This window comes from Streptomyces sp. NPDC005408 (assembly GCF_040606445.1).
Lineage (GTDB): Bacteria > Actinomycetota > Actinomycetes > Streptomycetales > Streptomycetaceae > Streptomyces.
The window spans coordinates 1-24,282 of sequence record NZ_JBEXEX010000028.1 but is presented as its reverse complement, the minus strand read 5'-3'; the positions used below and the strand labels follow the sequence as shown (position 1 = coordinate 24,282).

Sequence of the window (24,282 nt, the reverse complement as noted above, 5' to 3'; positions counted from 1 at the left end):
CCGTGACCCCCGCCGAGCTCTCTCGTACCGTGCTGCACGCCGTGTGCCGCGCGGTGGAGGACGGCGTGCTGCATGCGCCCGTGCCCGAGAGCGTCAGCGTCGAGCGGCCCCGGCCCGGCGGCAGTGGGGACTACGCCACCAATGTCGCCCTGCGCCTTGCCGGGCCTGCCGGGCTGCCGCCCCGTGAGGTTGCGGAGATCCTGCGGCCGAGGGTTGACGGCGCTCCGGGCATCCGCCGCGTCGAGATCACCGGGCCCGGGTTCCTCAACATCACCTTGAGGGAGGGGGCACAGCAGGAGCTCGTACGGCATGTGCTGGAGCAGGGTCGGCTCTACGGGCACGGGGACTCCCTCGCCGGGACCTCCGTACGCTTGCGACCCGCCGAAGAGCTCCGCTCGCGCATCTGGGCGCAGACCGTCCGCAAGATCCTCCGCACCCAAGGCGCCGACGTCCAGAGCGGCACCCCCGAAGACCTGCACGTCGTCCCGGCGCAGGCGCAGGATCTCGTCGAGCGGCTCGGCCCCGACGCCGCCCGCTGGGCGCTCCTGCGGCCCGCCGCCCACGACCACCCGCACGCCGGGGACGAGCTGCTCACGCAGCACGAGGCCAATCCCCTCTTCCGGGTGCGCTACGCCTACTCCCGTACGCGGGCTCTCACACGGAATGCCGAGCAGCTCGGGTTCGCCGGAGACTCCCAGTCGCACGTCGACGCCCCCGCCCTCACCACCGCCATCGGCGACTACCCCGCCGTCCTCGCCTCCGCCGCCCGCCTGCGCGCGCCCGATCGGCTCGCCCGGCATCTGGAGAGCACCGCCGACGCCCTCCTCGCCTTCCAGCACACCGTGCTGCCCCACGGTGACGAGATCGACGACAAGATCGACGACGAGATGGACGACGAGAAACCCATGGCCGCCCACCGTTCCCGGCTCGCGCTCGCCGAAGCCGCCGGGGTGGTGCTTGCCGGTGGCCTGTCCCTGCTCGGCATCAGCGCCCCTGACTACCTGTGAGAGAAGAATGAGCCGTTCCGCACACCCCGCCGGGCCCCGCCACGCAGACGTCCTGCCCGAAGGCCACTACACGGCCCCGCCCACCGATCTGAACGTCCTCGACGAGAAGGTCTGGGCCCGTACGGTCACCCGAAACGATGACGGTGTCGTCACCGTCGGCGGGATCGAAGTCACCCGGCTCGCCGAGGAGTTCGGCACCCCCGCCTACTTCCTCGACGAGGCCGACTTCCGCGCCCGCTGCCGCGCCTGGGCCGACGCCTTCGGCAAGGATGCCGATGTGTTCTATGCGGGGAAGGCCTTCCTGTCACGGGCCGTCGTGCGGTGGCTCAAGGAAGAGGGGCTCAACCTGGATGTGTGTTCCGGGGGCGAGCTCACCACCGCCCTCGACGCCGGCATGCCCGCCGACCGCATCGCCTTCCACGGCAACAACAAGTCCCAGGAAGAGATCGAGCGAGCCGTCGAGGCCGGCGTCGGGCGCATCGTCGTCGACTCCTTCCAGGAGCTCGTCCGCGTAGCCCACACCGCCCAGCGCCTCGGCACGCGCCAGCGCGTACAGATCCGGGTGACCGTGGGGGTCGAAGCGCACACCCACGAATTCATCGCCACCGCTCACGAAGACCAGAAGTTCGGCATCCCGCTCGCGGGCGGGCAGGCAGCCGAAGCCGTACGGCGCGCCCTCAAGCTCGATGGCATCGAGCTCATCGGCATCCACTCCCACATCGGCTCGCAGATCTTCGACACCTCGGGCTTCGAGGTGGCCGCCCACCGCGTCGTCCGCCTTCTCGCCGAGATCCGCGACGAGCACGGCATCGAGCTGCCCGAGATCGACCTCGGCGGCGGCCTCGGTATCGCGTACACCTCCGACGACGACCCCCGCGAGCCGCACGACATCGCCAAGGCCCTCAACGAGATCGTCACTCGTGAGTGTGAGGCCGCCAGGCTGCGTACGCCCCGGATCTCCGTCGAGCCCGGCCGCGCGATCGTCGGGCCCACCGCCTTCACCCTCTACGAGGTCGGCACCATCAAGCCGCTCGAGGGCCTGCGTACCTACGTCAGTGTCGACGGCGGCATGTCCGACAACATCCGCACCGCGCTCTACGACGCCGAGTACAGCGTCGCCCTGGTGTCGCGGACGTCCACCGCCGCGCCGATGCTCGCCCGCGTCGTCGGCAAGCACTGCGAGAGCGGTGACATCGTGGTCAAGGACGCGTTCCTGCCCGCCGACCTGGCGCCGGGCGATCTGATCGCCGTGCCCGCCACCGGTGCGTACTGCCGCTCCATGGCCAGCAACTACAACCACGCACTGCGCCCGCCCGTCGTCGCCGTCAAGGACGGCGAGGCGCGGGTGATCGTCCGGCGTGAGACGGAGGAAGATCTCCTGCGTCTTGACGTCGGATAGTTGAGATAGATGTCTCGCATGCCGGACGGGGGATAGAAACTTCCGTCCGGTGAGTGAGACTGGTCCACACCGTAGAAGTAATGAGAAGCGAGGTCGGATGATGCGTACGCGTCCGCTGAAGGTGGCGCTGCTGGGCTGTGGAGTGGTCGGCTCAGAGGTGGCGCGCATCATGACGACGCACGCCGAAGACCTCGCGGCCCGTATCGGCGCCCCCGTCGAGCTCGCCGGCGTCGCCGTCCGTCGCCCCTCCAAGGTCCGGGAAGGGATCGACCCGAGCCTCATCACCACGGATGCGACGGCTCTGGTCAAACGCGGCGACATCGACGTCGTCATCGAGGTCATCGGCGGCATCGAGCCCGCCCGTACCCTCATCACCACCGCTTTCGAGCACGGCGCTTCCGTCGTCTCCGCCAACAAGGCGCTGCTCGCCGAGGACGGCGCGACCCTCTACGCCGCCGCCGAGGAGCACGGCAGGGATCTCTACTTCGAGGCCGCAGTCGCCGGCGCGATTCCGCTGATCAGGCCGCTGCGCGAGTCCCTCGCGGGCGACAAGGTCAACCGGGTCCTGGGAATCGTCAACGGCACGACGAACTTCATCCTCGACAAGATGGATACCTCCGGGGCGGGGTATTCCGAAGCGCTCGACGAGGCCACTGCACTCGGATACGCCGAGGCCGATCCGACCGCCGACGTCGAGGGCTTCGACGCCGCCGCCAAGGCCGCCATCCTCGCCGGGATCGCCTTCCACACGCGCGTACGCCTCGACGACGTCTACCGCGAGGGCCTGACCGACGTCAGCGCCGCCGACATCGCCTCCGCCAAGCGCATGGGCTGCACCGTCAAACTCCTCGCCATCTGCGAGCGCGCGGCCGACGGGAAGTCCGTCACCGCCCGCGTGCACCCCGCGATGATCCCGCTCAGCCACCCGCTCGCCTCCGTCCGCGAGGCGTACAACGCCGTCTTCGTCGAGGCCGAGGCCGCCGGGCAGCTGATGTTCTACGGTCCCGGCGCGGGCGGCTCGCCCACCGCGTCCGCGGTACTCGGCGACCTCGTCGCCGTATGCCGCAACAGGCTTGCCGAGTCCACCGGACCGGGCGAGTCCGCGTACACCCAGCTGCCCGTGAGCCCCATGGGCGACGTGGTGACGCGGTATCACATCAGTCTCGACGTGGCCGACAAGCCGGGCGTACTCGCCCAGGTCGCGACGGTCTTCGCCGAGCACGGCGTGTCCATCGACACGGTCCGCCAGCAGGGCAAGGACGGCGAGGCCTCCCTCGTCGTCGTCACCCACCGCGCGCCCGACGCCGCCCTTTCCGGGACCGTCGAGGCGCTGCGCAAGCTCGACACCGTGCGCGGTGTCGCCAGCATCATGCGTGTTGAAGGGGAGTAAGGGACCCATGACGACCAACGGCACCCACCAGTGGCGCGGCATCATCGAGGAGTACCGGGAGCGACTCCCGGTGACGGACACGACGCCGGTCGTCACGCTCGGCGAGGGTGGTACGCCGCTCGTCCCGGCGAATGTCCTCTCCGAGCGCACGGGCTGCGAGGTGTACCTCAAGGTCGAGGGCGCCAACCCCACCGGGTCCTTCAAGGACCGCGGCATGACCATGGCCATCACGCGGGCCAAGGAGGAGGGCGCGCAGGCGGTCATCTGTGCCTCCACCGGAAATACGTCCGCCTCGGCCGCCGCCTATGCCGTACGGGCCGGAATGGTCTGCGCCGTCCTGGTGCCGCAGGGCAAGATCGCGCTGGGCAAGATGGGCCAGGCGCTGGTGTACGGCTCGCGCATCCTTCAGGTCGACGGGAACTTCGACGACTGCTTGAACCTCGCTCGCGGTCTGTCGGACAACTACCCGGTGGCGCTGGTCAATTCGGTCAATCCGTACCGCATCGAGGGCCAGAAGACCGCTTCGTTCGAAATCGTCGACGCGCTCGGTGACGCCCCCGACATCCATGTGCTGCCCGTCGGCAACGCCGGCAACATCACGGCGTACTGGAAGGGGTACAAGGAGTACGCGGCGGACAAGATGTCGACGCACACTCCCCGAATGTGGGGCTTCCAGGCATCGGGTTCGGCCCCGATCGTACGCGGCGAGGTGGTCAAGGATCCCTCGACGATCGCTACAGCGATCCGGATCGGCAACCCCGCCTCGTGGCAGCAGGCGCTCGCCGCGCGCGACGAGTCGGGCGGTTTCATCGACGAGGTGACGGACCGTGAGATCCTGCGCGCCTACCGGCTGTTGGCCTCGCAGGAGGGCGTCTTCGTCGAGCCTGCGTCGGCCTCGTCCGTCGCCGGTCTGCTGAAGGCCGCCGAGCAGGGCAAGGTCGACCCGGGCCAGAGAATCGTCTGCACCGTCACCGGCAACGGCCTGAAGGACCCGGACTGGGCCGTCGCCGGAGCGCCCCAGCCGGTCACCGTGCCGGTGGATGCGGCCGCGGCCGCCGAGCGGCTGGGTCTGGCGTAAACCCGCACCACTTTGGTGTGGCGTAAACCCGCCGTCTTTGCAGCCCCCGAACCCCTCGGGGAAAGCAAGGCAAGCCGGACAACGGCGTACGTAGGGGCACAGGAGGCGTGCGACACGCATCGTGCGCCTCCTGTGCGCCCTATGTCGCCACTGAACCTTCCTTCGATAAGCTGTACTGAACCCGCCCCGCCGCATATGCCGCGGTGTTGTTGCCAATGAGGCCCTCGGGTGTTCGTACGTCTTGTTCGAAGCTCCCGAAAAATCTCGTAGAACACATCTCGCAGAACATCTCGCAGTCAGAACCAAGGAGTGTCATCGAGCGATGGCCGGTCCAGCGTTCCGCGCCGCCGCCGTCCGAGTGCGCGTCCCCGCCACCAGCGCCAATCTCGGCCCGGGCTTCGACGCCCTCGGCCTGTCCCTGGCGCTCTACGACGACGTCGTCGTCCGGGTCGCGGACTCCGGTCTGCACATCGACATCGCGGGCGAGGGCGCATCGACGCTGCCCCGCGATGAGAGTCATCTGCTCGTACGGTCCCTGCGTACGGCCTTCGACCTGCTCGGCGGGCAGCCGCGGGGCCTCGAGGTCGTCTGCGCCAACCGCATCCCGCACGGTCGCGGTCTGGGTTCGTCGTCGGCAGCCATCTGCGCCGGCATCGTCGCCGCCCGCGCGGTGACCATAGGGGGCGACGCCAAGCTCGACGACGCGGCGCTCCTTGAGCTCGCCACCGAGATCGAGGGACACCCCGACAATGTCGCCGCCTGTCTGCTCGGCGGCTTCACGCTCGCCTGGACCGACGGGGGAGCGGCTCGCGCCATCAGGATGGATCCCTCGGATTCCGTCGTTCCGGTGGTTTTCGTGCCCAGCAAGCCGGTGCTGACCGAGACGGCACGCGGGCTGCTCCCGCGCAGCGTCCCCCATGTGGACGCGGCCGCCAACGCGGGTCGCGCCGCCCTGCTCGTCGAGGCGCTGACCAGGCGTCCCGAGCTGCTGCTGCCCGCCACGGAGGACCGGCTCCACCAGGAGTACCGGGCCCCGGCGATGCCGCAGAGCGTCGACCTTGTCAACCGACTGCGCGCGGACGGCGTCCCAGCAGTCATCTCCGGCGCGGGCCCCACGGTCCTCGCGCTGACCGAGGACGGTGTGGCCGACAAGGTCGCACGGCTGGCGGGCGAGGGATGGGCGGCCAACCGGCTCACCTTCGACGCCGCGGGAGCGAGTGTTCTGCCGCTCGCCCCGTAGCGACACCAGATTGCCGGTGATGGAGAGGGGGAATGTTTGTTGGAGCCGGTAGTGTTAACCTCAAGTCTGCAACCGACGTCTTTGTGGCGCGGTGCTTCGTGTCCCCATTAGGGACCAACATTCTTCCGGGAGCCTCCCCAACTGCCTGAGCAGCCTGCCTGAGCAGTTTCGAGCACGCTCCGGAACCGGCGCGACACCCCTCGCTTTTCCAGGAGTGGGCCGAGCAGGGGGACCTCGAGCCGGACCTTGCACTGAATCTCTTTCCGCCGTTCTACCCGGCGGGACCACCGCCCCGGCACGGTCCGTACACCCAAGGACCGCAGTCGGACAGCACAACCGGTCGCCGAGCCAGAAGGCCGACGTCCGCTCCAGGGAAGGACCCTTCGTGAGCGACACCACCGATCTGATGGGCGTGACTGCCGACAACAACGTCGACACCACCGCGCCCGCCGCAGGTGCTGCCTCTGGCACCACCTCACGGCGCCGCCGCTCCGGCACCGGCCTCGAGGGCATGGTCCTGGCCGAGCTGCAGCAGGTCGCGTCCGGCCTCGGCATCAGGGGCACCGCGCGGATGCGCAAGAGCCAGCTGATCGAGGTCATCAAGGAGGCGCAGGATGGGGGCACCTCCCAGGCCGTAGGCTCTGAGGGAGGGTCCGCGCCGAAGAGCGCCGATGCGGGCACCGGCGCCGCCGAGACCAAGCCGAAGCGCCGCGCCACCTCCAAGGCGCGCACGGGCGACGACGCCGCCGCGGACAAGGCCGAGAAGGCCGTGGCCCAGCAGCAGATCGACATTCCGGGCCAGCCGGCCAGCGACGACCAGCCGGCCGGGGAGCGCCGCCGTCGTCGGGCCACCGCGCAGGCGGGCAGCCCTGAGACCAAGGCCGAGGCGAAGGCCGACACGGCCGTCGACGTCAAGGACGTACGGACCGAGGCGGAGCCCGAGGCTGCCACCGCCGTGTCCGCACAGGACGGCGCCGAGGGCCGCCGCGACCGCCAGGAGCGCGGCCAGCGCGGCGAGCGTGGTGAGCGCGGAGGCGAGCGCGGCGACCGCCGTGACCGTCAGCGCGACCGTGGCCGCGGCAAGGGCGACGAGCAGCAGGGCGGCCAGCGCCAGCAGCGTCAGGGCGGCCAGCAGGGCGGCCAGGGCGCAGGCCCGCGCGCCGACGAGAACGACGACGACTTCGAGGGCGGACGGCGCGGACGCCGTGGCCGCTACCGCGACCGTCGTGGGCGTCGTGGCCGCGACGACTTCGCCGGCGGCGAGGTGCAGGTCTCCGAGGACGACGTCCTGATCCCCGTCGCGGGCATCCTGGACATCCTCGACAACTACGCGTTCATTCGTACCTCGGGCTACCTGCCCGGACCGAACGACGTGTACGTCTCGCTCGCCCAGGTCCGCAAGAACGGTCTGCGCAAGGGTGACCACGTCACCGGTGCCGTCCGTCAGCCCAAGGAAGGCGAGCGCCGCGAGAAGTTCAACGCGCTGGTCCGCCTCGACTCCGTCAACGGCATGGCACCCGAATCGGGCCGCGGCCGCCCGGAGTTCCAGAAGCTGACTCCGCTCTACCCGCAGGACCGGCTCCGTCTGGAGAGTGACCCGGGTGTGCTGACGACCCGGATCATCGACCTTGTCGCGCCCATCGGAAAGGGCCAGCGAGGCCTGATCGTGGCCCCGCCGAAGACCGGCAAGACCATGATCCTGCAGGCGATCGCCAACGCGATCACGGTCAACAGTCCCGAGTGCCACCTGATGGTCGTCCTCGTCGACGAGCGTCCGGAAGAGGTCACCGACATGCAGCGGTCGGTGAAGGGCGAGGTCATCTCCTCGACCTTCGACCGCCCGGCCGAGGACCACACCACCGTCGCCGAGCTGGCCATCGAGCGCGCCAAGCGTCTCGTGGAGCTGGGCCACGACGTGGTCGTCCTGCTCGACTCGATCACCCGTCTGGGCCGTGCGTACAACCTCGCGGCCCCCGCCTCCGGACGCATCCTGTCCGGTGGTGTCGACTCGACCGCGCTCTACCCGCCGAAGCGCTTCTTCGGTGCCGCGCGCAACATCGAGGACGGCGGCTCGCTGACCATCCTGGCCACCGCGCTGGTCGACACCGGCTCGCGCATGGACGAGGTGATCTTCGAGGAGTTCAAGGGCACCGGCAACATGGAGCTCAAGCTCGACCGGAAGCTCGCCGACAAGCGAATCTTCCCCGCGGTGGACGTCGACCCGTCCAGCACCCGGAAGGAAGAAATCCTCCTCAACGCGGAGGAACTGGCGATCGTCTGGAAGCTCCGCCGGGTGCTGCACGCGCTCGACTCGCAGCAGGCGATCGAGTTGCTCCTGGACAAGATGAAGCAGACCAAGAGCAACGCCGAGTTCCTGATGCAGATCGCGAAGACGACGCCCGGTACGGGCAACGGCAACGACTGACGCTCTTCGCAGCTGAACGAGACCGCCCCGGCACGGAAGTGACGGGGCGGTCTCGTTTTCTCCTGTGCCCCATCAGCCGCTGGTCAACGCCCAGTTGACGTGCGTATCATGCGCTGGTTATCCGGTGGGGGGAAATCCACCGCAGCACCGAGAGGCCGGGGGGCCTCGGGTCCGGGCTGCCCTGTTGTTCGTATGCCCCACCACACCTGTTTGTCTTCCGGTGGGGCCGTGTGCGCCCTGCCGGTTCAACCCGAGGGGTTACCGAGTGCAGATACGCACCCGTGGTGGTCGCCACAAGCGCCGTATGAGAATCGCGGTACCGGTTGCTGCCGCAGTGATTGCGCTGGTCGGCACTGGCATTGCGATGTCCGGGTCGCAGGCCGCGGAGGCCGATGGCCCGCAGCTGGGCTCCCGGCAGCAGGTCGACCAGCTGTCGCAGCACGAACTGCGCAGCCGCACGATCGAGGCGATGAAGGCCGACAAGGCCAGCAAGCGCACCCTGGTCCAGGAGCCCTCCTCCTCGTCGTCGTCCGACACGAGGTCGGCGCCGAGTGCCCGGATCATCGGGGGCCAGGAGACGACCATCTCGGCGGCGCCGTGGATGGCTCAGCTCCACTTCGCGGACGCTGCGGGCAACGGTTACTTCTGCGGCGGCGTCGTCGTCGCCCCGACGAAGGTCGCGACCGCCGCGCACTGCGTCAAGGGCATCAAGTGGTACGAGACCGGCACGGTCATTACCGGTACCGGCCAGCTGCCCACCCAGCTGTCGGACGGCAGCTGGGACTTCCACGGCGGTGTGCTCCGCGGTGCCTACCGCCAGTGGAACCACCCGCAGTACAGCCCGGTCACCGTCGACAACGACGTGGCTGTGCTCACGCTGACCGCGCCGGTCACCGTAAAGCCGCTGCCGATCATGCAGAACACGGACACCGCGCTGTACACGCCGGGCACGGACGCCAAGGTGTACGGCTGGGGCCGCACCAGCTCCACCGAGCCCAACAGCGCCTCGCAGACGCTGAAGGTCGCCGACGCGGACATCAACTCCAACTCCGCCTGCCAGACTGCGTACGGCTCGTCCTACATCGTCGGCCACATGGTCTGCGCCGGAGCCGCGCCGACCGGCGACGACAGCACCACCGAGACCACCTGCAACGGCGACTCCGGCGGCCCGCTTGTGGCCGGCGGCAAGCTCGTCGGCCTCGTCTCCTGGGGTGACGCGAACTGCTCGGCCCAGGGAAAGTACGGCGTCTACGCCAAGGTGAGCACGTACTCGGCCCCGATCCGGGCCCGGGTCAACGATGCCAACTGGAGCTTCGACCACGCCGCGGACCTGCTGGCTCGCCGCGCTTCGGACAACACGCTGTTCGGCTGGACCTCGAAGATCACCAGCCTCACCCGCCAGTTCAACGAGGGCGCCAAGCCCGGTTACAAGCTGATGGTCCAGGCCGACCTGAACCGCGACGATTGGCAGGACCTGCTCTACCGGGAGTCGAACGGTGACGTGAAGTGGGATTACGACCCCGACGTGGCGCCGAAGCTCATCGCCAAGGGCTGGGGCGCCCACAAGCAGATCCTGGTCCCCGGTGACCTGACCGGCGACGATCTGCCGGACATGATGGCCGTCAACTCCTCCGGCAACGCGTACCTCTACCCGGGCAAGGGCACCGGCGCCTTCGCCGCGCCGATCCTGATCGGCGCCGGCTGGGGGCAGTACAGCATGGTCCGTGGCCACGGTGACTTCACCGGCGACGGCCGGGCCGACATCCTGGCCCGCGGCGCCGGTGGCGCCACCTACCTGTACGCGGGCACCGGCAAGGCCACCGGCGCGTTCGCGGCCCGGCGTCTCGTCGGTACCTTCGGCAGCTCCTTCAACGCGCTGGTCACCACCGGTGACGTGAACAGCGACGGAAACGCCGACCTGTTCGTGCGTGACACCACCGGAAAGCTTTGGCTCTACCCGGGCAACGGCAAGTCCACCGGCGGGATCTTCGCCACACGTGTAGCCTTCGGCACCGGCTGGCAGGCATACAACCTTTTCGGCTGACGCCCGGCTTGAAGTAACTGTGTGCCCACCGTGCTCGCACGGTGGGCACAGAGCATTCAGAACCGGTTGGGGCGTGTGGTGCAGAAGTCGCTGTTTCCCGGAGGCGTTTCAGTAATGGCAAAGCCGAACGGCGGGTGGCCGGTGCCCGCCGCCAGTTGCCTCGTCTGTCGGGCCATCGCGCCGAGGAGAGTGTGCTGCTGCCGGCTGAGCTCGCGCACCGGCTCGCCGTCGAGATCGCGCTGGGTCTGGCGCAGACTTTCGCCAAGGGCCCTCAGTGGTCCGTCAGTCGATGGACGGGCTGTACATACGGCTGATCCGGTGGATCTCCTCCAGCGGGTACGGGGTCTCTCTGCTCTCGTGCTGGAGCTTGCGAAAGCAGTCCGCCATCACTGCGGTGAGCGGCGCATGGCGGGCGAGGATTGCTGCGGCCGCCTCTGGGATTTCCGTGGGGCGCTCGCCTTGGGCATACGCGCACCTGCGCCTCGCGGTCGTCCTCCCGTGCAGGAGCCCGCGGGCGTTCATGAACGAGGTTCCAACTTCCAGGCCCCGCTCCACCATGGCGCAGGCCCGGCGCGCGACGTCCATCTGCTCGCCGAGCCGCTCGTGGACGTTGCATGGGATGTACTCCGAACAGCGTGACGCTTGCTGAGGACTGCTGGAGCCCCTCGATGCGGCGGCGCACCTGCGATCCGCCGTCCCAGTAGGCGACGGCCCGTTCGACGTCGGCCAGTTCCTCGGGCAGGGGCGTCGAGTCCGGCGGCACACGCCAGTGGTACATGAGGGGGAAGCCCTCGTATTCCCCCGCGAGCACCCAGTTCGTCGTCTTGGTGTGCAGGGCGAGCTCTCTCCAGGCCCCGAAGCTCGGCCCGCCGATGCCGTACTGGCAGAAGACCAGCAGCGCGAACAAGTTCGCCGTGGACCGGATGTTCTCCGAGTGCCGCTCCGGATCGGTGAGGGGGCACCCGCTTCACGAAGACCGGGGTTCCGGCGACCTCTAGCAGAGCCGACTTCCCGCCTATGCCGGAACCGATCGGCACGGCCGTGTCCACGAACTCGTGCAGCGAGCGATCACTGCGCAGGCCAGGGAGGTGGAGACGGCACTGTGGGCGGTAAGACGCGCACCGCGCGACATGCCAGGGCGCTTCACTGCTATCTCGACCTGGGTACCGATCTCGATCCTGCAGTGGCGACGTGCCCCCGACGAGCGCGGCCACGCTCGACACGTAGCTCGGTTTGACCTCCGGAGCGAGTAAAGGCGTCCAGAACCGTGTCATGACAGACCTGGCCACCCTCCTGACCGCACTTTACGTGAAGATCGACGACAGGATCGAGGGAAGGCGATGCCTTGACCACCTCTGCTCAGCGGCTCTGCTCCCCTCGTCTGCCTGGCTGGCACTTCTCGGCTACTGCGACTTCACAAGGTCGGAGCACCGATCACCCGCTCGTTGATCGCCTACGACCACTAATCACTTCGGATCAACTCATCTAAAGTCACGCGCCAGCAGGCGTCTGGTCAGGGAGAGACTTCGGGGCGGGGCAAAGGCACACCTGTGCGCCCGCGTCCCGCCCTGTCCTGTCCTGTCCGGGCGGCGTTCTCCAAGGCCAGGAGGTTGATGGCTGCGGCGTAGGTCTGGAGGCGTTCCTCCAGTTCGGCGCAGTGCTTGATCGGCTTGGTGTGCCTGTCCTTGAGCTGCTCGTATTCGGTGAGGCTCTTGGCGAATGCCTTCGGAGTGGTTGCGGCGCCCTTCACTCGGGCTTCGAAGAGCACTTGGAGATTGAGGTGCTGGTGGGTGAGGTGCCAGCGCTTGATGCCTGCCTCCACTGCGAGTTGGGAGACGCTGAGGCGTCCGCTGGACCGTAAGGGAGTTGCGGCGAGAAGACGCTCCATGGCGGCGAGACTCGCGGCGCGGACTTGGTTGCCGACGGCAGGGCGGTCGATGGTCGTCATTCCCAGCGCCCTTGCTTGTGGTCGCGGAGGATGCCGTGCAGCTGCTATAGCTCATGTTTGTCGCGGGCCAGGCGGATGGGTGGAGCGAGCGGGTCAGCCGTGATCTCGGTGAGTTCTTGGTGCCGTGCCTGGATCTGACCGCTGGCCATGGCGTATACCGAGTTCGCCGGCCCACGGGGTCCGGTCCCGGCCGTAGCCCAACTGATCAGGAAGGACTTCGCGAGGCTTCCAGGTCGTATCGATGGACCTGCCAACGCCCGGCTGCACTCGTCACCGTCACCATGCGCTGACCAACTGAGGTGAGCAACAACAAGTCACTCGATAAAGAACCGCGGCGTTCCCGGAGATCGCTGACGCCGCTGCAGCGCTCGGTGAGGACGTCGTCATCGACGGCGAGGCCGTGATCTACACAAGTGGCCGACTGGGCTTCTCGGCTCTGCAGCAGCGCATCAACCGACGGCCGACGAGCGGTCGCCCTACTGGCTCCTGAGCTGCCAGCCCATCTGGTCGCGTTGATCATCCAGCTACTGATGTGGTTCAACCGCGTCCTTGGATTCGATTCCCAAACGGCAGGACGCGAGCAGCGCAGACGAGCGCGATCACGCGTTGGAGGACCGTCGCATCTTGCTGTTGTGGCTTGCCGAGCACGGCAGCTCCGCGCTGTCTTGATCACACCAGTAATGGGCACCGATCCACCGCCCCTCACCAACAACGGCATAGGACCCCGCCGTATCGGGTGGGGTCCTATGCGGCACTGAGTCACTTGCAAAGATCAATGCCAAGGACTGCGGGCGAGCGGGCACGATCCTGGAGGGACCGCGCCCGCAATATCACTTCTTCACACGCAATTCGAGTTCACAGCCGAGAGTTTGGGTATACGCCACCCCACCCTGCCGGTATTCGAACCTACATTCGGTTGCATTCTCCTGGATATCACCGGCGACTCGCAGGTGTGCAACATAGAAGATGTCGCTCAGCGCCTTTGCCTTCACCGTGAATCCACCCTTGGAATAATCCCTGAGCTCGCGGTACTTCGGAGTGAATCGATCGTTATCTCTGCCCAGCAGGAGCAGACCGTCGGCGTCTTCTAGGCTGTACGCACCGTATCCGATGACTTCGAGGCCCGACGGTATGTCCAATATTTTTGCGTTCGCTATTTCGATTTCCCGGTTTGATCTGTTTGTGGGGACCGGCAAAGCGAACCAGAATTCCTGACCTATCGCGGCGTAAGCATATCCGACAACTCCTGCCGATTGATTGCCCCCATTGAGGGCCGTACCCGCCCTCGCCTTTTCCGCGGGGCTCGAACTCGAACAGCCTGAAGTCGCAAGGCACATTAGAGCCAACGCGACGACAAGGCTAGTACGAATACAGCATGCCCATTTCGCCGTCCAGATTGGCACGGAGACCCCAAACGTCGTGGCGATACGTGGTCCTGCCGCCAGCCCTATAGTTCTGCCTGTGGCTCGAGTCATAGGAGGTGGAGCCACCGAGAGAGACCCCGAACACTACAGCGGCACCCGACCATTTGACGCTCTTTCCTACCTTGACCGCGAACGTACCCATTGGCATGAGGTGGCTCCGGTATGCGGGGTTCGAAGCATTGAAACGACTCTGTCCGTCCAGCTGGCGGGCATCCTTACCGTAGACGCCGGGCGCCCCACCGGCTGGGAGCTTGAATCTCCCGGCGCGAATCTCGTAGTGCGATTTGATCGCGACGCCGCCGCAGCTATAGGTCTTCTTATTCTTGGTGTATTCGAGCGGTATCTTCCACTGCTTCGCCCAGTATGGGCCTCGCCAGCTGAATCCAACCACGGCGGAGTTGGAGGTGCCGACGGAGGCCGATCCGCTAACGGACCAAAGATCTCCCTTGATGCTGTATCCGACATCAAGAGTACTCGCGACGTTCGATTCGTACTCTACATTGCCAGCAGCATCCCAATAACCGTGTGATTCACCGACGACGGTATAGGCAATCTGGCGAGCAATGACCGACGTTTCCCAGTAGCAGGTGTCGGCGTATGGCGTCACCGACTGAGTGCTGATGTCGGTACCGTCAATCAGGTATGGATTGTAGCTCTGCGGCGCGGGGCCGCGGTCACTCTGCCACATCGGTGTCTGCAGCTCGGGGTCATACGTGGGCTGGGCATCTACCGCACTTGCAAAGGTGGTGCTCCGCTGCTCGGAGGTAGGCTCGGCGAGGTCGGTCTCAGGGTCAGCAAGCGCCGGGAGAAGTTTGACTGTGTGGGCGCCCTGCTCGCTGACACTCGCTGCGAACGTTGTGCGTGTACCGGTAGCAGGATTTTTAGGTGCTGCTGTCAGGCTGTCGCTACCCACGAGCATGACGCCGGATTCCGTGCGACCCACCGTGGTGGCTGTGACGTTAAGCGCGCCGCCATTATCAGTGACTGCTGTTTGTACTGCGGCAGGCAGGGAGTCCGGGATCGTCAGGGACCATGTGCCGTCGGCAGCGGTCGTCACCGTTCCAAGATCGGGGAGATCGACCGCGCTGTTGTCATCCGGCAGCAGGTCAGAGGCTTCTACTACAACCTGCATCCCAGCAGCCGGCCTGCCGTCACCCAGCAGAAATTTGCCAGAGACCACGGCGGGCCCGGAAGGGGGAGCAGTCGGCGAAGGCTCCGGAGGGGCCAGCGGGACGTTGGAATCATTCGGCCTCTGGCCGAAGTAAGGCTTCTCGTCAGCTCCGTCGGACAGACACGAGGCTGCGTTGGCAAAGACCTTTCCGGGAATGCCCAGCGCGACGTCGTCCTTGACGAGCTGAAGGGGTGTCCCCGTCTGGCTCTTGACCGTGCCGCTCTGCGTCTTTGTGTAGACGATGCCGGGTGCCGGGCTCCAGGCGGTGTCGGCGTCCGCCAATCCGCTGGCCTGGACCGTGCCTTCAGCAGAAGGCCCAAGGGTGATGCTGTTGAGTGCGGCCGAGTAGTCCCAGGCTCTGATCACGTCGCCGCTTTGGCCGTAGATCATGTTGCCAGCTGACCAGATACGGGTCGACTTCCGGAGCTCGACAACTGCAGGTGACGAGGCCGCCAACTGCGCCAGGCGCGACATCCTGACGGATGCCGGAGTCCCGTCGGGCATCTGTATGACATAAACGTTCAGGTTTCCAGCGTCATCGAGATTGACAACCCTGCCATCTGCGTCTGTCCAGATCTTCGAGTACAGGTGCCAGTCCTGGCCGGCGCGCTCGGCGAAGGTGTATTCGAGCGACAGAAGGTTGCCGCCGGTTGCGGTCTGGTCTTGATACGACTTCAGGGTTCCCGAAAGCAGACCACCGCTTTCATAGATCCGCTGATTGCCGCCGGCGAAATACCGGGGTGCAGCGGATCCCGTTGGTAGCGCCTTGGAGTAGCCCGTGTCGAGGAAGGTTCCACCGCCGTTCTTCGGGTTCCAGGCTACGTACTTCCTGAGCGTCCTCGATATGCCCACCTTCTCCTCCGCGTACGTCGCGACACTGTACGGGCATTCGTCGGTTGCTGCCGCTATGGAGCGCGTCGTAGTCGGTGTCTGCGCCGCTGCCGACGGCGCGTTGAACAGGCCCGCCAATAGTGCAGTTGCGCACAAGCCGCTCACCAAGCTTGTGCCTGGCCGTTTAGGTACGCGAAATGTCATTGATTCCCCCCACGGAAATCATGCGAGCTCTGCCGTAGGGCGCTCACGGTGGCGCTCATCCAACCACGGAGTTTCCAAACATGTGCATGACATGGGGGGGGGTATCGCGCCTGGGTGAGTAGATTCTGTGTCGGTTTTGAGGGTGAAGATATCGACTCGGGGCATGTGGATCTGAGGTCTACCCGAGGTTGCTTTGCCAATGCTTGGGTTAAGTGTGATCACTTCGTGGCTTGGGGTATGCGCGGGATAGTCGGTGACAACCCATTGACCTGCGGTTAAGAGGTTGAACGCGAGCTTGGCTGGGCCCGGGCAGCGTGCTCCCCAAGAGGCTGACCCTCACTCTTCGTTCAGGGTGTGGTCGCAGCTAGAGGGGACGTGGTGGAAGCCACGAGGTTTAGGGGCCGGCGGACGACCGGTCGGGTCATGAGTACGTGTACGCGACGGCCTCGTAGGTGAGCTTGATTTCAGCGGTAAGCGGCCGACTCGTGAGGCCGTCGGGGCAGAGATGGCGGGGCTCAGTGCCTTCTGCGCTTCGCGTCGCGTTCGAACCAGACCGTCTTGCCCTGGCTTGCCGCCGGGTGCCGGCAGCGTGCCCCAGCGGTCGGTGACCGCCTCGACCAGGAGCAGCCCGCGCCCGCCCTCGTCCAGTTCGTCGCCTCTGCACTCGGGGCGTACCGGGCCGGGGCAGTGGGGGTGCGCGTCCGCGACCTCGACCCGCAGTCCGTCCGGCCGCCGCAGGATGAGCAGCGTGCAGCGCCTGCCGGGCACATGCCGGACGACATTCGCGACCAGCTCGGTCAGCGCCAGCTCGGCGGCGTCGGTGAGCCCGGGCATGTCCCAGCGGGTCAGAAACGTCCGCAGGATGCGGCGCAGGTGGCGGGCGGAGTGGGTGCCCACCGTGAAGCCCATGCGGTAGCAGTCGTCCATTGCCGCAATTGCCGCTGGTGGGCAGTCGGTTACGTGATTCATGTCACCAGCGTGGAGTGGTGCGATTACGCTCGGCTACGAACGGAAACGAACGCCGCGAGGCGTGAGCTTGGGGGTGACCGCCGCGTGGTCAATATCCGCGACCTCGATCCCAGCGCATCGCCGCTGGACTACTACGGCTCCGAACTGCGCCGCCTGAGAGAGGACGCCGGGCTGAAGCAGGGCGAGCTGGGCGGCTGTGTCTTCTGTACGGCGTCACTGATCGGCCAGATCGAGACGGCGAGGAAGGTGCCGACGAGGGATTTCTCGGAACGGGTGGACGCGGCGCTGGGGACGGGCGGGGTGTTCTCGCGGCTGGTGGGGCTGGTGTTACGGAGCCAGCTGCCGAGCTGGTTCCAGGCGTACGCGGAGATGGAGGCGCGGGCGGCGTATATCTCCACGTTCCAGGCGCAGTTGGTCTACGGCCTGTTGCAGACGCCTGACTACGCCCGTGCGGTGCTCCAGGCTGGGTGGTCGGACAGGCTCGACGAGGCGGTTGCAGCGCGCATGGAGCGCCAGCGCATCCTGAGCCGGGAACGCCCGCCTCTGGTCTGGGTGGTGCTGGACGAAGCGGTGTTGCACCGGCCGTTCGGCGGCAGCGACATCATGCGGAATCAACTCCTTCACTTGTTGAGTTTCCGGGACCGGCGCGAGGTGCGGATCCAGGTGCTCCCTTTCGATGCCGGTCAACACCCCGCGACAGTGGGGCCATTTACCGTGCTGAGGTTCGACGGAGACCCGGATGTCGTCTACGCCGAGAGCTATGGCTCTGCTCACGTGACCGCCAACCCGGAGACTGCCAGGGACTGTGCGCACCGTTACGATCACTTGCAGGCCGCGGCCCTCTCCGTGGAGGACTCGGCGGCACTGATCGCCCGCGTACGGGAGGAACGTTATGGGGACCAGCCAGGACCTGACGGGCGTGCTGTGGCGTAAGTCGAGCTATAGCGGAGGTACCGGCGGTGAGTGCATCGAGTGTGCCCCGCTCGGCGCCGCCGCCTGGCGTAAGTCCAGCTATAGCGGCACCAGCGGTGGCGAGTGCATCAAGGTCGCCGCCCAGCCCTGCCGAATCGCCGTCCGCGACTCCAAGAACCCCGACGGCCCCACCTTCGCCGTCGCGCCCTCTGTTTTCGCGGCGTTTGTCACGGCCGCCGCCGAGGGCGGTTTCTGAGGCTCGCCGGGGTGGGCTAGGTCCGTGGGCTTCTGGTACAGGCCGCCTTCCGAGTCGCCGCCTCCAATCGAGTGAAGACTCTCGGGGGGCGGCCCGGAGGTGGGGGGAGACCTGTCCAACTGCGCGCCGTGGGCGGCCGCCGGGCCGGGTGGTCGGTGCGCGGGAGTGGAGTGGGGTGGTGGCGGGCCGCACGGCGAGTATGTCCGGTGTCACTGGCTGGGGCTGGTGGGGTAAGGAATCGGGGGTGCCTGACGGAACGTCAGCCGCTTCGGACCGGAGGGATCCCCGCGCACGGCGGGAGGTGTCCACAAGTGCAGACAATAAAGTCGTGGGCGCCAAATCGGCCCTTGCGCACCACTCGTCACACCGATCAGGTGTGAGCGGGTCGGGCTTCCGGAGGGACAGGAGCGCCGCCGCATTCCGACCGCCACCGAAGCGAGGGCCTGAACCTCAACTGGCGGTCCAGTGAGAGCCGCCGAGCCGAGCCCCCGCCGCCCCACTCCCCGACGCCCCCACCAACCACCCGCAGACGGGCGGGGTGGGTGCCACCCACTCACCGACCCCGGGACCCGTTCCCCGGGGCGGCCCGGACCAGAGGCCCACGGACTCGGCCCACCCCGGTGAACCTCAGACGGCGCCCCCGACTGGCTGGATGCCGCCAGCGGGACTGGAGGCGCCTAGCCGCGTAACTGACTGGGATCTTCGCCACACGTGTCGCCTTCGGTACAGGCTGGCAGGCGTACAACCTCTTCGGCTAAAGCCCCAGCGCACACGCCGTTTGGTGCCCACCGCGCAGTGCGCGGTGGGCACCAGGCGTTTCTCAGGGTGCTCTCAGGCTCCTGTGCAACCCTTCTTGGTGCTTCACCGTCTGAACCAGTACCGACACACCGCGCCTGAAACACCACGGCAGGGGGTAGCGGGACCACGAGAGCCGAGGAGAACATGGCCGACCAGAGCAGCAGCGGCAGCCGAATACGCAGCCGCGGCAAGCGCCGTAAACAGCCCTCCGGGCGCCACAGGGCGCTTACCGTCGCCGGGTGGTCCGTCGCCGGACTGGTGCTGGTCGGCGGGTCCGGACTCGGTTACGTCTACTTCAAGCTCAACGGCAATCTCCAGGGCGTCGACATCAACGCCGCACTCGGCACCGACCGCCCCAAGAACCTCGACGACGGCTCCATGGACATTCTGGTCCTGGGCTCCGACTCCCGCTCCGGTGCCAACGCCGAGTACGGCGTGGACGAAGGCGCCGCCCGCTCGGACACCGCTATGGTCGTGCACGTCTACCAGGGCCACAAGAAGGCCAGCGTCGTCTCCATCCCCCGTGACACCCTCGTCGACCGGCCCCAGTGCACGGACGACAAGGGGCAGCCGGCCGCCGGTGAGAAGCGCGCGATGTTCAACACCGCGTACGAGGTCGGTGGCCCTGCGTGTGCGGTCAAGACCGTCGAGAAGATGTCCGGCATCCGCATGGACCACTACATCGAGGTCGACTTCACCGGCTTCAAGAAGCTCATCGACAAGCTGGGCGGGGTGGAGATCACCACCACCCAGCCGATCAACGACTCCAAGAGCCATCTCGACCTCGGGCCGGGCACGCACAAGCTCAACGGGGAGCAGTCGCTCGGTCTCGTACGCACCCGCAAGAGCGTCGGCGACGGCAGCGACCTCGGCCGAATACAGCTGCAGCAGGCCTTCATGAAGGCGTTCATCGACCAGGTCAAGCACGTCGGCGTGTTCAGCAACCCGAAGAAGCTCTTCGATGTCGCCGACGCCGCCACCAAGGCGATCACGCCCGACTCCGAGCTCAACTCGGTCAATGAACTGATGGACTTCGCGCGGGGGCTGAGCGGCCTCGGCGCCAAGGACGTACACATGATCACGATGCCGGTGCAGTACGACCCGGCGGACCCCAACCGCGTGGTCCCGATCAAGGCCGCGGCCCAGCAGGTCTGGACGGCGATCAAGCAGGACAAGCCGATTCCCGCCTCCGCGGTCAAGGACTCGGCGGGCGACAAGGGCGACGCGGGCACCCTCGTCAGGGGCCACTAGGGGGCCCCGTCCCTTGGGGGAATAGTTCCGGCAGCACCCCGGTTTTGGGAGATACGGCCGGTCCTGGCAGACTGGTACGTCGGCCCCGGTTCACGTACGAGCAATCCGCGCGTGCGACCCGGTGCCCTCCCGAAACTAGGAGACACCTTGAAGCGCGACATCCACCCCGAGTACGTCGAGACCCAGGTCAGCTGTACCTGTGGCGCGTCGTTCACCACTCGCAGCACCATCGACAGCGGCACCATCCGTGCCGAGGTCTGCTCCGAGTGCCACCCGTTCTACACGGGCAAGCAGAAGATCCTCGACACCGGTGGCCGTGTGGCCCGCTTCGAGGCCCGCTTCGGCAAGGCTGCCGGCTCCGCCAAGAAGTAGCGAGCCACTGCGCCGGCCCTCGGCCGCCCCTGACCGGGGTGGCCGAGGCCGGCGCTTTGTCCGTTCTGAGCAGCCCCCTTCGCGTACGAAAACCAGGAGCCCCCGATGTTCGAGGCGGTCGAGGAACTGATCGGCGAACACGCCGATCTCGAGAAGAAGCTCGCCGACCCTTCGGTCCACGCGGACCAGGCGAACGCGCGCAAGCTGGGCAAGCGCTACGCCGAGCTGACCCCGATCGTGGGCACGTACCGCTCCTGGAAGCAGACCGGGGACGACATCGCGACCGCGCGTGAACTCGGCGCCGACGACCCGGACTTCGCCGCCGAGGTCAAGGTGCTCGAGAAGCAGCGCGAGGAGCTCACCGAGAAGCTGCGGCTGCTGCTCGTACCGCGCGACCCCAGCGACGACAAGGACGTCATCCTGGAGGTCAAGGCGGGCGCGGGCGGCGACGAGTCCGCGCTGTTCGCCGGTGATCTCCTGCGGATGTATCTGCGCTACGCCGAGCGCGTCGGCTGGAAGACCGAGATCATCGACGCGACCGAGTCCGAGCTCGGCGGCTACAAGGATGTCCAGGTCGCGGTGAAGACCAAGGGCGGCAACGGCGCGACCGAGCCCGGGCAGGGCGTCTGGGCGCGGCTGAAGTACGAGGGCGGAGTGCACCGCGTGCAGCGTGTGCCCTCCACCGAGTCCCAGGGCCGTATCCACACCTCCGCGGCCGGCGTGCTGGTCACGCCCGAGGCGGAGGAGATCGAGGTCGAGATCCACGCCAACGATCTCCGTATCGATGTCTACCGGTCCTCCGGGCCCGGCGGGCAGTCCGTCAACACCACCGACTCCGCGGTGCGCATCACGCATCTGCCCACCGGTGTCGTCGCGTCCTGCCAGAACGAGAAGAGCCAGCTCCAGAACAAGGAGCAAGCCATGCGTATCCTGCGCTCGCGGCTGCTGGCCGCGGCCCAGGAGGCGGCCGAGCAGGAAGCCTCGGACGTCCGCCGCAGCCAGGTCCGCACAGTTGACCGCTCCGAGAAGATCCGTACGTACAACTTCCCGGAAAACCGGATCTCGGACCACCGAGTCGGCTTCAAGGCGTACAACTTGGACCAGGTGCTCGACGGGGATCTCGACGCGGTGATCCAGGCCTGCGTCGACGCCGACTCCGCCGCCAAGCTCGCCGCCGCCCAGTAATCACCCAGCACACAGCACCAGCCCGGAGGACCAGCGTGCAGCAAAATTTTGGGGGGCGACCCCCAAGCCCCCGAAGTGTGCTGCTTGCCGAGGTGGCCCAGGCCACCCAGCGGCTGGCCGACGCAGGCGTACCCTCACCGCGCTTCGACGCGGAGGAGCTCGCCGCTTTCGTGCACAGTGTGAAGCGGGGAGAGCTGCACAACGTCCCGGACGGCGACTTCGACGCCCGCTACTGGGAGGCCGTCGCCCGCCGCGAGGCCCGCGAGCCGCTCCAGCACATCACCGGACGTGCCTTCTTCCGCTATCTGGAACTTCAGGTCGGGCCAGGCGTGTTCGTACCGCGCCCGGAGACCGAGTCGGTCGTCGGCTGGGCCATAGACGCCGTACGGGCCATGGACGTCGTCGAGCCGCTGATCGTCGATCTGTGTACGGGATCGGGCGCCATCGCGCTGGCCATGGCGCAGGAGGTGCCGCGCTCGCGGGTGCACGGCGTGGAGCTCTCCGAGGACGCGCTGCGGTGGACCCGTAAGAACGCAGAGGGCACGCGCGTCACCATCCACCAGGGCGACGCGCTCAGTGCCCTGCCGGAGCTTGACGGGCAGGTCGACCTGGTCATCTCCAATCCGCCGTACATCCCGCTCACGGAGTGGGAGTATGTCGCCCCCGAGGCCCGCGATCACGATCCGGACATGGCCCTGTTCTCCGGCGAGGACGGCCTGGACACCATTCGCGGCATCGAGCGCACCGCGCACCGGCTGCTGCGGCCCGGCGGCCTCGTCGTCGTCGAGCACGCGGACACGCAGGGCGGCCAGGTGCCGTGGATCTTCAGTGAAGAGGCCGGCTGGGCGGACGCCGCCGACCACCCTGATCTGAACAAGCGGCCGCGCTTCGCGACCGCGCGCAAGGCAACGCCATGACCAAGCACGTGACCATGCATGTGTACGAGGAGGCCCGCTGATGGCTCGGCGATACGACTGCAACGACGCGACGGATCGCATCACCGGTCTGCGTGAAGCCGCATCGGCCGTCCGCCGCGGCGAGCTGGTCGTGCTGCCCACCGACACCGTGTACGGGATCGGTGCGGACGCCTTCAGCTCGGAGGCCGTCGCCGACCTGCTCGAGGCCAAGGGGCGTGGCCGCAATATGCCCACCCCTGTCCTCATCGGCTCCCCGAACACCCTGCACGGCCTGGTCACCGACTTCTCCGAGCAGGCCTGGGAGCTCGTCGACGCCTTCTGGCCGGGCGCCCTGACGCTCGTTGCCAAGCACCAGCCGTCGCTCCAGTGGGACCTGGGCGACACCCGGGGCACCGTCGCGATCCGTATGCCGCTGCACCCCGTCGCCATCGAACTGCTCACCGAGGTCGGCCCGATGGCCGTCTCCAGCGCCAACCTGACCGGGCACCCCTCGCCTGAGGACTGTGACGCCGCGCAGGAGATGCTCGGCGACTCGGTCTCGGTGTATCTCGACGGTGGCCCGACCCCGGGCATCGTTCCGTCCTCGATCATCGATGTCACGGGCAAGGTCCCGGTGCTGCTGCGTGAGGGAGCGCTCTCGCCGGACGAGCTGCGCAAAGTCGTACCCGACCTCGAGGTGGCCAGTTGACCGCCCCTGAGGGGCGTGGCATAGCGGAATCCGTCAGCACCAACTCCACCTTCCGCATCCTCCACGTCAGCACCGGCAACGTCTGCCGCTCGCCGATCACCGAGCGGCTGACCCGCCATGCCCTGAGCGACCGCCTCGGCGATCCCCTCACGGGCGGCCTGATCGTGGAGAGCGCAGGCACCTGGGGGCACGAGGGCGCCCCGATGGAGGCCAACGCCGAGATCGTCCTCGCCGACTTCGGCGCCGACGCGAGCGGCTTCGTGGGCCGCGAGCTGCTCGACGAGCATGTGATCCGCGCGGACCTGGTCCTCACGGCGACCCGGGACCACCGGGCGCAGGTCATCTCGATGGGCCACTCGGCGGGCCTGCGCACGTTCACGCTCAAGGAGTTCACGCGCCTCGTGCGCGCGATAGACCCGACAACGCTGCCGGAACCGCACGAGGGAGTCGTGGCGCGCGCCCGCGCCCTGGTGAGGGCGGCGGCGGCGCTGCGCGGCTGGCTGCTGGCGCCGAGCCCGGACGCGGACGAGGTGTACGACCCGTACGGTGCGCCGATCACGTTCTTCCGCTCGATCGGCGACGAGATCCACCAGGCGCTGGATCCGGTGGTGACGGCGCTGACCGGGGTCCCGGCGCGGCGCTAGGTCCTGTGCGGCCGGTCAGGCCGGATCAGTGAGCGGGTCTGGCGATGGGGGCACCTCCCGTGCCCGAAGGGCTACGGGGGAGCATCGCAAGGCGTGAGGATGGGGGTCCCCCCGCCGAAGGCAGGGGGA

19 protein-coding genes and 1 pseudogene are annotated in these 24,282 nt (G+C 67.5%); 15 read left to right on the top strand and 5 right to left on the bottom strand.

The features are described 5' to 3' along the window. Positions 1-2 precede the first annotated feature (2 nt). The 7 genes from nrtL (at position 3) to ABZS64_RS24200 (ending at position 10,583) form a co-directional block, all read left to right on the top strand. Entirely contained in the window at positions 3-1,007 is a 1,005-nt protein-coding gene (gene nrtL, locus ABZS64_RS24230; RefSeq protein WP_355833297.1) for an ArgS-related anticodon-binding protein NrtL, read from the top strand. A gap of 7 nt (positions 1,008-1,014) precedes the next feature. Further along, entirely contained in the window at positions 1,015-2,406 is a 1,392-nt protein-coding gene (gene lysA / locus ABZS64_RS24225; RefSeq protein WP_355833295.1) for a diaminopimelate decarboxylase, read from the top strand. Positions 2,407-2,506: 100 nt separating this feature from the next. Continuing rightward, the gene (locus tag ABZS64_RS24220; RefSeq protein ID WP_355833479.1) at positions 2,507-3,796 is read left to right on the top strand and encodes a homoserine dehydrogenase; all 1,290 of its coding nucleotides are present in this window, start codon (positions 2,507-2,509) and stop codon (positions 3,794-3,796) included. 7 nt (positions 3,797-3,803) lie between these two features. Next, positions 3,804-4,874 (top strand): threonine synthase, encoded by a 1,071-nt coding sequence (gene thrC, locus ABZS64_RS24215; RefSeq protein ID WP_355833292.1) that lies wholly within the window; start codon positions 3,804-3,806, stop codon positions 4,872-4,874. Positions 4,875-5,196: 322 nt separating this feature from the next. After that, complete coding sequence (gene thrB / locus ABZS64_RS24210) at positions 5,197-6,114, top strand: homoserine kinase (RefSeq protein ID WP_355833289.1); 918 nt, start codon at positions 5,197-5,199, stop codon at positions 6,112-6,114. 385 nt (positions 6,115-6,499) lie between these two features. After that, a complete protein-coding gene (gene rho / locus ABZS64_RS24205) occupies positions 6,500-8,539 on the top strand; it encodes a transcription termination factor Rho (protein WP_355833286.1) in 2,040 nt (679 codons plus the stop codon). Between the two features lie 304 nt (positions 8,540-8,843). Next, positions 8,844-10,583: a trypsin-like serine protease gene (locus ABZS64_RS24200; RefSeq protein ID WP_355833283.1), complete on the top strand. Its 1,740-nt coding sequence runs from the start codon at positions 8,844-8,846 to the stop codon at positions 10,581-10,583. 282 nt (positions 10,584-10,865) lie between these two features. On the opposite strand, the pseudogene ABZS64_RS24195 reads toward ABZS64_RS24200, so the two are convergent. The 5 genes and pseudogenes from ABZS64_RS24195 to ABZS64_RS24175 all read right to left on the bottom strand — a co-directional run bounded on the left by ABZS64_RS24195 (position 10,866) and on the right by ABZS64_RS24175 (position 17,130). Next, a pseudogene (locus tag ABZS64_RS24195) lies at positions 10,866-11,715 on the bottom strand (protein kinase family protein). A gap of 381 nt (positions 11,716-12,096) precedes the next feature. Beyond that, positions 12,097-12,531: a hypothetical protein gene (locus ABZS64_RS24190; protein WP_355833280.1), complete on the bottom strand. Its 435-nt coding sequence runs from the start codon at positions 12,529-12,531 to the stop codon at positions 12,097-12,099. 830 nt (positions 12,532-13,361) lie between these two features. Further along, positions 13,362-13,727, bottom strand: coding sequence for a hypothetical protein (locus ABZS64_RS24185; RefSeq protein WP_355833277.1), 366 nt, complete (start codon positions 13,725-13,727; stop codon positions 13,362-13,364). Positions 13,728-13,890: 163 nt separating this feature from the next. Beyond that, positions 13,891-16,113: a hypothetical protein gene (locus ABZS64_RS24180; protein ID WP_355833274.1), complete on the bottom strand. Its 2,223-nt coding sequence runs from the start codon at positions 16,111-16,113 to the stop codon at positions 13,891-13,893. Positions 16,114-16,497: 384 nt separating this feature from the next. Further along, positions 16,498-17,130: an ATP-binding protein gene (locus ABZS64_RS24175; RefSeq protein WP_355833271.1), complete on the bottom strand. Its 633-nt coding sequence runs from the start codon at positions 17,128-17,130 to the stop codon at positions 16,498-16,500. Between the two features lie 84 nt (positions 17,131-17,214). Here ABZS64_RS24175 and ABZS64_RS24170 point away from each other — a divergent pair, with 84 nt between their 5' ends. The 8 genes from ABZS64_RS24170 (at position 17,215) to ABZS64_RS24135 (ending at position 24,153) form a co-directional block, all read left to right on the top strand. Beyond that, complete coding sequence (locus ABZS64_RS24170) at positions 17,215-18,063, top strand: helix-turn-helix transcriptional regulator (protein WP_355833269.1); 849 nt, start codon at positions 17,215-17,217, stop codon at positions 18,061-18,063. Then, entirely contained in the window at positions 18,023-18,298 is a 276-nt protein-coding gene (locus ABZS64_RS24165) for a DUF397 domain-containing protein (protein WP_355833266.1), read from the top strand. Before ABZS64_RS24170 ends, ABZS64_RS24165 begins: the two co-directional genes overlap by 41 nt. A gap of 942 nt (positions 18,299-19,240) precedes the next feature. After that, positions 19,241-20,347, top strand: coding sequence for an LCP family protein (locus ABZS64_RS24160; RefSeq protein ID WP_355833263.1), 1,107 nt, complete (start codon positions 19,241-19,243; stop codon positions 20,345-20,347). 147 nt (positions 20,348-20,494) lie between these two features. Continuing rightward, a complete protein-coding gene (gene rpmE / locus ABZS64_RS24155) occupies positions 20,495-20,719 on the top strand; it encodes a 50S ribosomal protein L31 (RefSeq protein ID WP_355833260.1) in 225 nt (74 codons plus the stop codon). 105 nt (positions 20,720-20,824) lie between these two features. Then, entirely contained in the window at positions 20,825-21,904 is a 1,080-nt protein-coding gene (gene prfA / locus ABZS64_RS24150) for a peptide chain release factor 1 (RefSeq protein WP_355833257.1), read from the top strand. A 35-nt stretch (positions 21,905-21,939) separates the two neighbouring features. Next, positions 21,940-22,821: a peptide chain release factor N(5)-glutamine methyltransferase gene (prmC, locus tag ABZS64_RS24145; protein WP_355833254.1), complete on the top strand. Its 882-nt coding sequence runs from the start codon at positions 21,940-21,942 to the stop codon at positions 22,819-22,821. Between the two features lie 40 nt (positions 22,822-22,861). Next, complete coding sequence (locus ABZS64_RS24140; protein WP_355833251.1) at positions 22,862-23,509, top strand: L-threonylcarbamoyladenylate synthase; 648 nt, start codon at positions 22,862-22,864, stop codon at positions 23,507-23,509. Beyond that, on the top strand, positions 23,506-24,153 hold the full coding sequence (locus ABZS64_RS24135; RefSeq protein ID WP_355833248.1) for a protein-tyrosine-phosphatase: 648 nt from the start codon (positions 23,506-23,508) through the stop codon (positions 24,151-24,153). The genes ABZS64_RS24140 and ABZS64_RS24135 overlap by 4 nt, the downstream gene beginning before the upstream one ends. The last annotated feature ends 129 nt before the right edge of the window (positions 24,154-24,282 follow it).

Excerpts from the sequence above, each read along its gene's own strand:
- lysA (WP_355833295.1), top strand. The coding sequence starts at position 1,015 with ATGAGCCGTTCCGCACACCCCGCCGGGCCCCGCCACGCAGACGTCCTG.
- ABZS64_RS24220 (WP_355833479.1), top strand. The coding sequence starts at position 2,507 with ATGCGTACGCGTCCGCTGAAGGTGGCGCTGCTGGGCTGTGGAGTGGTC.
- thrC (WP_355833292.1), top strand. The coding sequence starts at position 3,804 with ATGACGACCAACGGCACCCACCAGTGGCGCGGCATCATCGAGGAGTAC.
- thrB (WP_355833289.1), top strand. The coding sequence starts at position 5,197 with ATGGCCGGTCCAGCGTTCCGCGCCGCCGCCGTCCGAGTGCGCGTCCCC.
- ABZS64_RS24200 (WP_355833283.1), top strand. The coding sequence starts at position 8,844 with ATGAGAATCGCGGTACCGGTTGCTGCCGCAGTGATTGCGCTGGTCGGC.
- ABZS64_RS24190 (WP_355833280.1), bottom strand. The coding sequence starts at position 12,531 with ATGACGACCATCGACCGCCCTGCCGTCGGCAACCAAGTCCGCGCCGCG.
- ABZS64_RS24175 (WP_355833271.1), bottom strand. The coding sequence starts at position 17,130 with ATGAATCACGTAACCGACTGCCCACCAGCGGCAATTGCGGCAATGGAC.
- ABZS64_RS24165 (WP_355833266.1), top strand. The coding sequence starts at position 18,023 with ATGGGGACCAGCCAGGACCTGACGGGCGTGCTGTGGCGTAAGTCGAGC.
- ABZS64_RS24160 (WP_355833263.1), top strand. The coding sequence starts at position 19,241 with ATGGCCGACCAGAGCAGCAGCGGCAGCCGAATACGCAGCCGCGGCAAG.
- prfA (WP_355833257.1), top strand. The coding sequence starts at position 20,825 with ATGTTCGAGGCGGTCGAGGAACTGATCGGCGAACACGCCGATCTCGAG.
- ABZS64_RS24140 (WP_355833251.1), top strand. The coding sequence starts at position 22,862 with ATGGCTCGGCGATACGACTGCAACGACGCGACGGATCGCATCACCGGT.